Annotated in this window: 12 protein-coding genes; 7 read left to right on the forward strand and 5 right to left on the reverse strand. The window is 72.2% G+C overall.

All coding sequences use genetic code 11. The features are described 5' to 3' along the window. Window positions 1–1314 (forward strand): helix-turn-helix transcriptional regulator (locus tag ABD944_RS27510; protein ID WP_345181508.1); only part of this gene is annotated, 1314 nt, incomplete at its 5' end. 17 nt (window positions 1315–1331) lie between these two features. Here the strand turns inward: ABD944_RS27510 and ABD944_RS27515 are convergent. Together ABD944_RS27515 and ABD944_RS27520 are read right to left on the reverse strand one after the other, a co-directional pair. Then, complete coding sequence (locus tag ABD944_RS27515; protein WP_345181511.1) at window positions 1332–2504, reverse strand: SRPBCC family protein; 1173 nt, start codon at window positions 2502–2504, stop codon at window positions 1332–1334. Window positions 2505–2515: 11 nt separating this feature from the next. Further along, on the reverse strand, window positions 2516–3319 hold the full coding sequence (locus ABD944_RS27520) for an SRPBCC family protein (protein ID WP_345181513.1): 804 nt from the start codon (window positions 3317–3319) through the stop codon (window positions 2516–2518). Between the two features lie 368 nt (window positions 3320–3687). On the opposite strand from ABD944_RS27520, the gene ABD944_RS27525 reads away from it, so the two are divergent. From ABD944_RS27525 to ABD944_RS27540, 4 genes are read left to right on the forward strand one after another with little or no spacing between them, the layout of a single operon-like run. After that, a complete protein-coding gene (locus ABD944_RS27525; RefSeq protein ID WP_345181517.1) occupies window positions 3688–4935 on the forward strand; it encodes an extracellular solute-binding protein in 1248 nt (415 codons plus the stop codon). Next, complete coding sequence (locus ABD944_RS27530) at window positions 4936–5880, forward strand: carbohydrate ABC transporter permease (protein ID WP_345181520.1); 945 nt, start codon at window positions 4936–4938, stop codon at window positions 5878–5880. Then, window positions 5877–6692 (forward strand): carbohydrate ABC transporter permease, encoded by an 816-nt coding sequence (locus tag ABD944_RS27535; protein WP_345181524.1) that lies wholly within the window; start codon window positions 5877–5879, stop codon window positions 6690–6692. The genes ABD944_RS27530 and ABD944_RS27535 overlap by 4 nt, the downstream gene beginning before the upstream one ends. Then, complete coding sequence (locus ABD944_RS27540) at window positions 6689–7591, forward strand: ROK family protein (protein WP_345181527.1); 903 nt, start codon at window positions 6689–6691, stop codon at window positions 7589–7591. Before ABD944_RS27535 ends, ABD944_RS27540 begins: the two co-directional genes overlap by 4 nt. Here the strand turns inward: ABD944_RS27540 and ABD944_RS27545 are convergent. Further along, window positions 7588–8445 carry a helix-turn-helix transcriptional regulator gene (locus ABD944_RS27545; protein WP_345181530.1) on the reverse strand — a complete coding sequence of 286 codons (858 nt, stop codon included), beginning with the start codon at window positions 8443–8445 and terminating at the stop codon, window positions 7588–7590. The genes ABD944_RS27540 and ABD944_RS27545 overlap by 4 nt on opposite strands. A gap of 103 nt (window positions 8446–8548) precedes the next feature. Between ABD944_RS27545 and ABD944_RS27550 the strand changes: the two genes are divergently transcribed. Further along, complete coding sequence (locus tag ABD944_RS27550; protein WP_345181533.1) at window positions 8549–10066, forward strand: MFS transporter; 1518 nt, start codon at window positions 8549–8551, stop codon at window positions 10064–10066. Window positions 10067–10078: 12 nt separating this feature from the next. Here the strand turns inward: ABD944_RS27550 and ABD944_RS27555 are convergent, their stop codons facing one another. Together ABD944_RS27555 and ABD944_RS27560 are read right to left on the reverse strand one after the other, a co-directional pair. After that, a complete protein-coding gene (locus tag ABD944_RS27555) occupies window positions 10079–10537 on the reverse strand; it encodes an SRPBCC family protein (protein WP_345181535.1) in 459 nt (152 codons plus the stop codon). A 55-nt stretch (window positions 10538–10592) separates the two neighbouring features. Next, a complete protein-coding gene (locus tag ABD944_RS27560; RefSeq protein WP_345181537.1) occupies window positions 10593–11564 on the reverse strand; it encodes a GlxA family transcriptional regulator in 972 nt (323 codons plus the stop codon). 114 nt (window positions 11565–11678) lie between these two features. On the opposite strand from ABD944_RS27560, the gene ABD944_RS27565 reads away from it, so the two are divergent. Continuing rightward, the gene (locus ABD944_RS27565) at window positions 11679–12443 is read left to right on the forward strand and encodes an NIPSNAP family protein (protein ID WP_345181539.1); all 765 of its coding nucleotides are present in this window, start codon (window positions 11679–11681) and stop codon (window positions 12441–12443) included. Window positions 12444–12464: the final 21 nt, after the last annotated feature.

The raw sequence follows: 12464 nt of genomic DNA on the forward strand, positions 1-12464 counted from the left end.
CTTGACGCCGCGGCGGCGCTGGACGCGCTGGTGTGGGCCGCGGAGGCCGCCGACGCGTCCGGCGACCACCGCGCCCGCCTGGAGATCGCCGAGCGCGCCCGCGCGCTGGAGCCCGCCGCGCCCGGTCCGCGCGCCGAGCTGCTGCTCGCCCACCTCGGCGGCGTCGCGGCCGTGATCCGCGGCCGGTACCGGGAGGCGGCGGAACGCCTCGGGCACGCCGTGCGCCTCGGCGCGGACGCGGCGGACCCGGACGCGCGGTCGTGGGCGGCGCTGTCGGCCCTCGCCCTCGGCGACGGCTCCCGCGCCCGCGCGCTGGCGGGCGAGGCGGTCGCGGCGGCCCGGCGGTCCGGCGACGCGCCCGCCGAGTCGTTCGCGCTGGTGGCCGCCGGGCGCTGCGAGACGCTCCTCGGGCATCCCCCCGCGCCGATCGCCGCCTGCCACGACGGCCTGCGCCTGGCCCGCGCCACCCGCCTGCACGGGCACGCCACGGAGCAGCTCGCCACCCTGGCCCTCACCGCCGCCTTCAACGGCGACGAGGCCAGGACGCGCGAGCTGCTGGACCAGCTCACCGGCGCCGCCGACGCGCGCTTCCTCGCCCGCGCGGGCGCCCTCGGATCGTGGGCGCCCGCGTGCCTCGACCTCGCCGCGGACCGGCCCGCCGACGCGGCCGCGCGGGTGCGGCTGCCGGGCGGCGCCGGGCTCGCGCACCCGCCGGCGCGGCTCCTGTCCGTCCCCCACCTGGTCGAGGCGCTGGTCCGCACCGGCGAGCACGACCCGGCCGCGGGGGCCTACGGGCACTTCCGCCGCTGGGTGGACGGGATCGGCTCGCCCCCCGGCCCGGAGGCGCTCGGCCGCCGCTGCCTGGGCCTGCTGGCCGGGTGCGACGACGAGGCCGAGGAGCACTTCACCGAGGCCCTGCGCCTGCACGAGGCCGCCGGCGCCGCGTTCGAGCTGGCCCGCACCGAGCTGCTGTTCGGGCACCGGCTGCGGCGCGGGCGACGCCCCCGCGCCGCCCGCGAGCACCTGCGCGCCGCGCTGCGCGTGTTCGAGCGCTACGGCGCCGCCCCGTGGACGGGGCGGGCCCGCGCCGAGCTGCGCGCCGCCGGGGAGACCGCGCCGCGGGCGGCGAGCGGGTTCGGCAAGCTCACCGCGCAGCAGGCGCACATCGCCCGGATGGCCGCCGAGGGGGCCACCAACCGGGAGATCGCTGCGCGCCTGCTGCTCAGCCCGCGGACGATCGACCACCATCTCCGCAACGTCTTCACCCGTCTCGGGATCCGCTCGCGCGTCGAGCTGGCCCGGCTGATCCGCTGATCCGGCCGGCCGCCGGGTCAGCGGGCCTGCTCGTACTCCTCCTCGCGGTCCTCGGCCTTGCCGCTGCGGGACGACGAGGAGGACGAGGAAGAGGAGGAGCTCCGCGTGCTCCGGCCGTTCCGGGAGCCCTTGGTCTCCGAGTCCTTGGAGTCCTTGGCGCTCTCGGAGCCCTTCGCGGAGGTGCCGGAGCCGCTGCCCTTACCGGACTTCTCCTCTTCCTCCATGGCCTCCTCGTGCGTCCGGACGACCTCGCTGTCGCGGATCTCACCGCGCCAGCCCTCGATCTCGTCCGCGCGGGTCAGCGAGTTCGTCATCACGTACCGGCGGAAGTGCTTCAGTTCGAGCCGGGCGCGGCGGCCCTGGGCGCGCCACAGGTTGCCCGTCCGCTCCATGAAGCCCTGCGGGTGGTACTCCAGGACGACCAGGACGCGGGTCAGGTTCGGCGACAGCTCGTGGAAGCTCACCGTCCCGTCCACGTGGCCCTTCGGGCCCTTCGAGCGCCACACGATGTGCTCGTCGGGGACCTGCTCGACGATCGTGGACTCCCACGTGCGCGCCGACCAGAAGATCTTGGCCTTCCAGTTCAGCTTGGTGTCGTCGGCCTGGTCGACGCTGACGACCTTCTTCATGAAGGACGGGTAGTCCTGGAACTGCGTCCACTGGTCGTAGACGAGGCGGGACGGCGCACCGATGTCGATGTGCTCGACGATGTTGGTGACCTTCACCTTCTTCCCGCCGCCCTTGCCGCCCTTGCCCTTCTTGCCGCCGGGCAGGACGTCCTTGAGCTTGCCGAATATGCCCTTGCCCTTGCCCTTGCCCTCGGACTGCTCGTCCTTGCCGTCGGCGTCCTTGGCGCCGGCCTTGGCCTCGTCCTTGGAGTCGCTCTTGGCGGCGTTCTCGGCCTCGTCCTTCGCGCCGTTCTTGGAGTCGCTCTTGGCGTCGGAGGCCTTCGCCTGCTCCTGGTCGCCCTGGTCGGAGTCCCGCCCGGCGCGGTTGCCGGCGATGGCCCGGCTCGCCGCGACGGCCGCGCCGGCGCCGAGCAGGACGCCGCCCGCGGTGCCGACGGCCCGGCCGCCCGGGAGGGCCTTGGTGATGGCGCCGATACCGGACGAGCGCTTGCGCCCGCCGATCGGCAGCCTCTTGGCGATCTGGCCGACGGGCAGCTTGCCCATCGGGTTTGCGCGTGCCATGTTCCGCTTCCTCACTTGGGGTTGGTGACGGTCTCGCCGTCGCGGATCTCGCCGCGCCAGCCCTCCACCTCGTCGGGGTGCAGGAGCGCCTGCGTCATCACGTGACGGCGGAAATGCTTCAGTTCCAGCCGCGTCCGGCGGCCCTGGGCCCGCCAGAGGTTGCCCGTCCGCTCGAACAGGCCGACGGGGTGGTACTCCAGGACGAGCAGGACGCGGGTCAGGTCGGGCGTCAGCTCGTGGAAGCTGACCGACCCGTGGGCGTGGCCCTTCGGGCCCTTCGAGCGCCACACGATGTGCTCGTCGGGGACCTGCTCCTTGATCGTCGACTCCCACGTCCGCGCCGACCAGAAGATCTTCGCCTTCCAGTTCAGCCTGGCGTCGTCGGCCTGGTCGACGCTGACGACCTTCTTCATGAAGGACGGGTAGTCCTGGAACCGCGTCCACTGGTCGTAGACCAGCCGGCGCGGCGCCCCCACGTCGATCTGCTCGACGATGTTGGTCAGCTTCCCCTTCCGCCCCCGCCCGAAGATGCCGGCGAGGGTCTCCTTCAGGGCCGTCCAGCCGAAGCTCAGCAGCGCGCGGAAGGGCGACTTGCCCTCCTGCAGCGCCTTGACCCCGGCCAGTGCGGCCTTGGCGAGCGGGCCGGCCTGCTCCGCCTTCGCGGTGAGGTGCCGGACCGCACGGTCGAGCCGCCGTTCGAGCCGGGTGACGAGCCCGGCCGAGGCACGGCGTGCCAGGCGCCGCGCCGAGAGCGCGGCCAGCGCCCCGCCGGCGCCGACGGCCGCGCCCGCGATCGGGCCCGTCCGGAGTTTCATGTCCTGTCCACCTCATCGTCCAACTCGGGTACGGCGCCGGGTTACCCGGTCAAGATGGGGCAAAACAGGACGCAGGCAAGATGCGACACATCGCGGTGCGGTTGGCCGCTCCAGGACGGGGGCCCGCGAGGCCCCCGGAGCGAACACCCGGACGCTCCTGACGGGCGACCAGACCAGCCCAGCGTGGACACCGGACCAGACCGGCGTCTCCGAAACCTCGCATAACGGTTGAGATTCGTGCTTTACGGGCCCCTTGAACTGGTACGGACCAGTGTTTATCTTCTTCCCCACCACGCGCGTTTGTGCTCGGGGGGCGTTCACACCGCGCAGAATCTTTCATGCGCGACAGCCGGAGAAGGCGGGGACAGATGAAACGGCACCTCATGGGCGTCGTCGCCGCGGGCCTGACCGTGGCACTCGGCGTCAGCGGCTGCGGCAAGGGCAGCTCGTCGGGAGGCGACTCCGACGGCAAGACCATCAAGTTCGTCGCCGCGATCTACGACGACAACACCAAACCCTTCTGGGACGCCCTGATCAAGGACTTCGAGGCGAAGAACTCGGGCTACAAGGTCAACCTGGAGATGGTCGACTGGACCCAGATGGACGCCAAGGTGAAGACCTACGTCCAGACCAAGCAGGTTCCGGACGTCCTCAACTACAACGCGTTCTCCGACTTCGCCCGCGACGGCCTCATCTACAAGGCGGACGAGGTGCTGTCGCCGGGCACGCTCGGCGACTTCACGCCGACCTTCGTCCAGCAGGCGCAGTACAACGGCGCGCAGTACGGCCTGCCGTTCATCTCCAGCGCCCGCCTGCTCTTCTACAACAAGGCCCTGTTCAAGAAGGCCGGCATCAGCGACCCGCCCGCCACCTGGGACGAGGTCAGGGCCGACGCCGAGAAGATCAAGAAGGCGGGCGCCACCGGGTACGGGCTGCCGCTCGGCCCCGAGGAGTCCCAGGCCGAGTTCTACTCCTGGGCGATGAACAACGGCGGCGGCTGGGTCGACGCGTCCGGCAAATGGGCGATCAACCAGAAGGCCAACGTCGACACCCTCGCCTTCCTCAAGGACCTCAACAAGTCCGGGCTGACCCAGCCGAACCCGGAGACCACCGACCGCAAGACGGTGTTCAACCAGTTCGCGCAGGGCAAGATCGGCATGGCGATCGGCGGCCCGTTCACCAAGGCCGGATTCATCGACCCGGTGAACAAGGACCTGGAATTCGGCGTCGCGCCGCTGCCGAGCAAGAGCGGCACCGAGCACAACACCCTCGGCGTCATGGACGTCCTCGCCGCGTTCAAGAAGGACGGCGGCAAGAACAAGGAGGCCGTCAAGAAGTTCCTCGACTTCTTCTACCAGAAGGAGAACACCTCGAAGTTCCTCAAGACCGAGGGCTTCCTCCCGGTGACGAAGTCGGCCGGGGACGCGCTCAGCGCCGACCCGTACATGAAGCAGTTCGTGGACGCGCTCCCGACGTCGAAGTTCGCGCCGACGTCCAACCCGGCGTGGTCGGCGGTCGCGGGCGCGGTCAAGCAGGACCTCGGCACCGCCGCCGCGAACGAAGACCCGAAGAAGATCCTGGACAAGATCCAGGAGACGGCGGAGAAGGCCGGCTGAGTGCTGGAGTCCCCGACCGGAGAGCGGGGGGCCGCCGCCTCGACGGCCCCCCGCCCCTCCCTCCTCCGGCGGACCGGACGCGCCCTGGCACCGCTGCCGTGGCTCGCCCCGTCCCTCGCGCTCATCGCGATCGTGGTGCTGTGGCCCGTCATCGAGATGGTCCGCACCTCGCTGCAGAAGATCAGCTCGTCCGGCGTCACGCTCGGCTACCGGGGCGGCGGCAACTACACCGACCTGTTCGGTGAGGACGACCTCGTCCCGGTCGTGCTGCGGACGCTGCTGTGGGTCGCCGGAGTCGTCGTCGTCACGATGGTGCTCTCGCTCGCCCTCGGCCAGCTGCTGAACGCCCGCTTCCCCGGCCGCCGCGTCGTGCGCTGGGCCGTCATCGTCCCGTGGGCGGCGTCGGTGCTGATGACGTCGCTGATCTGGAAGTGGATGCTGGACAACTACTCCGGCCTGGTCAACCGCGTGCTGCTCGACCTTCACGTGATCGACGAGCCGGTGAACTGGCTGGCCCACCCGGGGCAGGCGATGCTGTGGATGATGTGGGTGGCGGTCTTCGTGTCGCTGCCGTTCACCTCGTTCGTCATCCTCGCCGGGCTCCAGACGATCCCCGCCGACGTGTACGAGGCGGCCCGCGTCGACGGCGCCGGGTCCGTGCGCACCTACGTCGCCATCACGCTGCCGCTGCTGCGCCCCGCCGTGCTCGTCGCGTCCATCATCAACGTGATCAACGTCTTCAACTCGTTCCCGATCATCTGGGCGATGACGGGCGGCGGCCCCGGCAGCAAGACCGACACCACCACCACGTTCATGTACAAACTCGCGTTCTACGATCAGGACGTCGGCGAGTCCGGCGCGATGGCGGTCGTGAACTTCGCGCTGATCCTCGTGATGGTGCTGCTGTACCTGCGCGCCGCCCGCTGGCGGGAGGAGGTCCGATGACGCGCCGGATCGTCCTCACGGGCGTCGGCTGGCTGGTCGCCCTCGCGTTCCTGCTGCCCTACCTGCAGATGTTCGTCACCGCGCTCAAGCCCGAGCGCGAGCTGACCAGGTCGCCGGGCACCTACCTGCCCTCGCACTGGACGTGGTCGAACTTCGTGGACGTCTGGTCGGCCGCGCCCGTCTGGACGTACATGCGGGTCTCCCTCACCGTCGCGGCGGCCGCGACCCTGGTCACCCTCGCCTGCGCGATGCCCGCCGCGTACTACACGGCCCGCAACCGCTTCCGGGGGCGCGGGGCGTTCCTGCTGCTCGTCCTGGTCACGCAGATGTTCGCGCCGACCGCCCTGGTGATCGGCATCTACCGGGAGATGGTCGCGCTCGACCTCACCGACACGCTGCTGTCGCTCATCCTGGTGAACGCGGCGTTCAACCTGCCGTTCTGCATCTGGATCCTGCACGGCTACTTCTCCAGCATCCCGAAGGAGCTGGAGGAGGCCGCCTTCCTGGACGGCGCGGGCCGCGTCGGCGCCCTCACCCGCGTCACCCTGCCCATCTCCATGCCGGGCGTCGTCACCGCGATCGTCTACACGTTCATCGCGGCGTGGAACGAGTACATCGTGGCGCTGACCGTCACCGCGTCCCCGGACCGCCGCCCCCTCACCGTCGGGATCCCGTCCTTCGTGACCCAGTACCAGGCGCACTGGCAGTACCTCTTCGCCACGTCGCTGATCGCGATCATTCCGGTCGTCATCCTGTTCGTCTTCATCGAGCGCTACCTCATCGGCGGCCTGACGGCGGGGTCGGTCAAATGACCCTGATCGGCCTGGACGTGGGCGGTACCACGATGAAGGCCGCCCTGTTCGGCGAGGACGCGGGCGGCGAGGAACCGCAGATCCTAGCGAGCGAGTCGCGGCCCACCGACCGGGCCGACCCGGTGGGGGGCGTCCTCGACTTCGCCGCCCATCTCGCCGCCCGCGCCGCGTCCCTGGGCTCCCCCGCCCGCGCGGCCGGCATCGCCCTGCTCGGCATCGTGGACGAGGCGTCGGGCACGGCCGTCCACTCCGCCAACGTGGGGTGGCGGGACGTGCCGATCCGGCGGCTGGCGCGCGAACGCCTCGGCATCCCCGTCGCCATCGGCCACGACGTCCGCACCGGCGGCCTGGCCGAGGCCGTGCTGGGCGCGGGCCGCGGCGCGGGAGACTTCGTCTTCGTGGCCGTCGGGACCGGCATCGCCGCCGCCCTGATCCTGAACGGCGCCCCCTACCCGGGGACGGTCGGCTGGAGCGGCGAGATCGGCCACGTCGTCGTCCGTCCCGGCGGCGAGCCCTGCGCCTGCGGGAACCGGGGGTGCGTGGAGACCTACGCGTCCGCCGCCGCCATCTCCCGCCGCCACGGCGAGGGCGTCCCGGCCGAAGAGGTGATCGCGCGGGCCGGGCGGGGCGAGGAGAAGGCCGGACGGGTCTGGTCGGAGGCGCTCGACTGCCTCGCCGACGGCCTCGCGATGACGACCCTGCTGATGGACCCGGGCCTGGTGGTCGTCGGCGGCGGACTCGCCCGCGCCGGGGACACCCTGCTGGCTCCCCTCGAAGCACGCCTGGCCGCCCGCCTGAAGTTCCGCGACCCGCCGCGCCTGCTGCGCACGCGGCTGGACGACCAGGCGGCCGTCAGGGGCGCGGCGATCCTCGCCCGGCGCGCCCTGGACGGCGGCTAGGGCGATGACGCTCCGTGCGGCGCGTCCCGGGTGAGGATGCGCAGCGCGTCGGCGGAGCCGGCGTCGTTCGGGGTGTAGATCTCAAGCCGGTGGTCGGGGCTGTCGGGCTGGAGCCAGACCTGGTAGGCGACGCTCGCGGCTCCGACGGTGGGGTGCTGCAGGTGCATGTCCCCCACGGTGCAGTCGGCGACCTCACCGGTCGCCCACATGGCCGCGAACTCGTCGCTGCGCATGGTGAGTTCGCCGATGAGTTCGGCCAGCCGGGCGTCGGTCGGGAAGCGGCCCGCGGTGAGCCGCAGGTAGGCGACGTGGACGCGTGCGAGTTCGTCCCAGTTGCGATGGAGGCTCCGGGTGAGCGGGTCGAGGAAGAACATCCGCGGGATCGAGGGACGCCGATCCGGCGCGTCCGGCGCGTCGAAGTCGATGTGCTCGGCGAACAGCGCGTGGCCGGCGCGGTTCCACGCGAGCACGTCTCCTCGCCGGCCCAGCACGAGCGCCGGGGTCGCGTCGCCGAGCGTGGCGAGGAGAGCCAGAACGCGCCCGTGCGGCTCCTCCCGGCCGGGGTCCGACAGTCCGGGGGCGGTGGACTGCCGAGCGAGATTGCGCAGGTGCGCGGTCTCCACCTCGTCGAGCCGCAGCACCCTTGCCAGGGCATTGAGCACTTGGTCCGAAGCGGTTTCCGCCTGTCCCTGCTCCAACCGGGTGTAGTACCCGGGGCTGACTCCGGCGAGCTGGGCCAGTTCTTCGCGACGCAACCCCGGGACCCGCCGAGCGGTGCCGTAGGTGTGCAGTCCGATCTCGGCCGGGGTGATTCCATCACGCCGGTTCTTCAGGAACGTTCCCAGACTCTCCACGCCATGGAGCGTATGCACGCCGCGGCGGGCGTGGGTGCACCTGCTGGGTCTACCCAGAGCAAGGGGATGGCCGTCCGACGCGGCGGCCCTGAGCGTGGACGACATGTATCAACAGCACGCGAGTACGCCGGGTGCACGGGCCTGGCTTGGTCTCCTTGTCGTCCTGGGGCCGGTACTGCTGGTCTCGATGGACGGGTCGATCCTCTTCCTGGCGATGCCCCGGATCAGCGGAGCACTGGCGCCGACGGCCGAGCAGGCCCTGTGGATCCTGGACGTCTACGGCTTCGCCGTCGGATCCCTGCTCATCGCGTTCGGCGACCTCGGCGACCGATACGGCAGGCTGCGGCTCCTCATGATCGGCACGGCGGTCTTCGGGCTGGCGTCCGCGGCCGCGGCGTTCGCCCCTGACCCGGGACTGCTCATCGCCGCTCGTGCGCTGATGGGCGTCGCCGGGGCCACCCTGCTCCCCTCCGCCCTGGCGGTGGTGAGCGAGCTGTTCGCCGACCCGCGGCGCCGCGCACAGGCCATCGGAATCTTCGCGGCCGCGTTCGCCGCCGGCTTCGCCATCGGCCCGGTCCTCGGTGGTGTGCTGCTGGAGAGCTTCTGGTGGGGATCGGTCTTCTTGGTCAACCTGCCCGTCGTCGCCGTGTTCCTGGTCCTCGCGCCGGTCCTGCTCGGTGAGGTCCGCGCGACTCGGCCCGGCCGCGTCGACGTCACCAGCGTCGTGACCTCCGCTGCCGGCCTGCTGCTCGCGATCTACGCGCTGAAGCGCGTCGCGGCCGAAGGTCTCTCGCTCCTCCCCGTCCTGGCGGCCCTGACCGGAGCGGTTCTTCTGGTGTGGTTCGCGACCCGGCAGCGGCGCCTGCGACATCCACTGATGGATTTCTCCCTGTTCGGTGACCGCACCTTCACCGTCGCGATCGTCACCGGGCTGCTGCCCCTGGCGGCATGGTCCGCGACCGCCTACCTGGCGGGCGTCTACCTCCAGTCGGTCCTGGGCCTTGCGGTCCTGCACGCCGCCCTGCTCGCCCTACCCGGAGCCGCGGTGCTCACCCTCACCTGCATCATCACGCCGGCCGTGGTCGACCGCATCGGCAAACGCACCACCCTGCTCGTCTGCCATCTCTCCATCGCCGCCGGGCTGTTGCTCCTGCTCCCCACCACCGTCCACGGTGGCGCCGGCTGGTACATCGCCTCCACCGTCGTCGCGGGAGTCGGCTACGGCCTCTCCTTCGCCCTCGTCGCGGACACCGCCGTCGGCGCGGTCCCGCCGGAGCGCGCCGGCGCGGCCGGAGCCATCGCCGAGACCAGCAACGAGATCGGCAACGCCCTCGGCATCGCGCTCCTCGGCTCGCTCGCCGCACTCGTCTTCCGGCTCCAGGGCCCGGCCTTCGCCCCGACCCTCGGCGAGACACTCCAGATCCCGGAACTGACGGCCACTCAGGCCGACGATGCGAAGTCCGCCTTCGTCGTCGGACTGCACGCGGCGGTCGCCGTGGCGAGCCTCCTGCACGTCGTCCTCGGCGTGCTCGCATCTCGCTGGCTGCCCAGACAGAGCAAGAGCGATTCGTCGCCCTCCCCAGGCGAGCCGGCCGATCTCGCGGAGAGGGAGGCGCGCTGAGCCAGGCCGTCCCTAGTCCGCTTCGACGAGCCTGGCGAGGTTGTCCAGGGCCATTCGCGTGCCGGTCTCGTTGTCGGCGGCGGGCACCGCGTCGGGCATGCCCTCGTGCACGACGAGGACCTCCGTGCCCCCGTCGACCTCGGTGAGCGTCGTGGTCATCGTCATCTCGCCCTGGAAGGCGGGATCGCCGGTCTCGAACTCGAACACCTCGACCACGCGCTCGCCGGGCACGAGCTCCGCGAACCGCCCGTGGTAGGTATCGGTGCGCGCCGACGACTTGCCGGCGCCGGTCGGCGCGTCGTAGGTGAGCGAGATCCGGAACGCGCCGCCCTCGCGGGCGTCGAACGCGTGCACCTCGCCGGTCATGCCGTCCGGCACCCGCCATCTCCTGATCGCGTCCGCGTCGACGAGCGCCCGGTAGACGTCCGAAGGACGGGCTTTCACGTGCCGCGACACCCGCGTCGAGTACATGCGCCGACCCTATCCGCAGGGTGTGTCAGGACACGTGGCGAGCCGGGCGGCCGGTTCAGGGGCGGCGGGCGCGGAAGGCGCGCCGGTAGTCGGTCGGCGGGACGCCGACGTGCCGGGTGAAATGGCGCCGCAGGTTCGCGGCCGAGCCCAGGCCGCTGCGGCGGCTCACCTGGTCGACGGGCAGGTCGGTGGATTCGAGCAGGGCGCGGGCGCGGCCGAGGCGCTGGTCGAGGAGCCACCGGGACGGGGTGGTCCCGGTGTGGGCGGTGAAGCGGCGGGCGAACGTCCGCGGGCTCATCCGCGCCCGCCGGGTGAGGTCCGTGACGGTCAGCGGCTCGTCCAGGCGCGCGGCGGCCCACTGCAGGACCGGGCCCAGCCCGTCCCCGTCGGTGCGGGGCACGGCGAGCTCGACGTACTGGGCCTGGCCGCCGGGGCGGTGCGCCGGGACCACCATGCGCCGGGCGACCTGGTTGGCGACGTCCGCGCCGAGGTCACGGCGGACGATGTGCAGGCACAGGTCGAGCCCGGCGGTGCGTCCGGCGCTGCTGAGCACGTCCCCCTCGTCCACGTAGAGCACCGAGGCGTCCACCCGGACCCGCGGGTACCGGCGCTGCAACGTGCCGGCGAACATCCAGTGGGTGGCGGCGGACCGTCCGTCCAGGATCCCGGCGGCGGCGAGGGCGAACGCGCCGGTGCACAGCGACACGATCCGCGCGCCGGCGCGGTGCGCGGACGCGAGCGCGGCGGTCAGCCCGGGCGGCACCGGGCGGTCGGACTCCACGTGGGCGTACGGCAGCGCGGGGACGACCACCATGTCGGCGCCGGCCAGGCCGTCGAGCCCGTGCCCCGCGCCGAGGGTGAAGCCGAACTCCAGGTGCACGTCCCCCGGCTCGGTCGAGCACAGCCGCAGGCCGTACCACGGGACGTCCGGGTCGGCCCGCGCCGAGCGGAAGACCTGGCAGGCGATCCCGACCTCGAAGAACGGCATGTCGTCGAGCAGGACGAGGGCGACGGAGGCGCGCGTCATAGCCGCCCAACTTATGGCAGAAAGCGTGCGCATGTCGGCAGATCAGCCACTCGTGGCCGCCGCGCCGGGCTGCGACCGTGGAGGCCCGCCCCTCCCGAACGAAGGAAACGAGCCATGTCCGAGGCCCCCGGCGCCGCGCCGGCCCCCGCGGCGGACCTCCGCTGCTCCGTCGTCGAACTGCGGCAGTACACCCTCCGGCCCGGGGCCCGGCCCGTCCTGACCGATCTCTTCGACCGCGAGTTCGTCGAGACCCAGGAGGCCGCCGGGATGCGCGTCATCGGGCAGTTCCACGACGAGGCCGACCCGGACCGGTACGTGTGGCTGCGCGGCTTCCCCGACATGGAGGCGCGGAAGGCGGCGCTCACCGCCTTCTACCTGGAGGGCGCGGCGTGGAGGGAGCACGGCATGGCCGCCGCCGCCACCATGGTCGACTCCGACGACGTCCTGCTGCTGCGGCCGGTGGGGCCCGGCTCCGGCTTCCCGCCCGCGGACGGGCGGCCGCCGGTCGGAGCGGCGCCTCCCGAGTCCCGGGTCATGGCGACGATCCTGCATCGCGGAGCACCCGTCGACGCCGCGTTCGCGGCGCACTTCGACGCCACGATCGCACCGTTCATGGCCGGTCTCGGCGCCGCTCCCGTCGCCCGCTTCCAGACCGAACCGGCCGAGAACACCTTTCCCCTCCTCCCCGTGCGGACGGGCGAGAACGTCTTCGTCTGGTTCGCGGTCTTCGAGAACGCCGCTCACCTGCGCGACCACCTCGACCGGCTGGCCCGGTCACCGGAGTGGACCGAGCGGCTCCTGCCCGCCCTCGCCGCGGACTCCGCGGCGCCACCGGAACGGCTGACCCTGGCCCCCACCGCCCGCTCCGCACTCCGCTGAGGCCGGCAGCTGATCTTGACA

The organism is Actinomadura verrucosospora, assembly GCF_039540335.1.
Classification (GTDB): Bacteria; Actinomycetota; Actinomycetes; order Streptosporangiales; family Streptosporangiaceae; genus Spirillospora; species Spirillospora verrucosospora.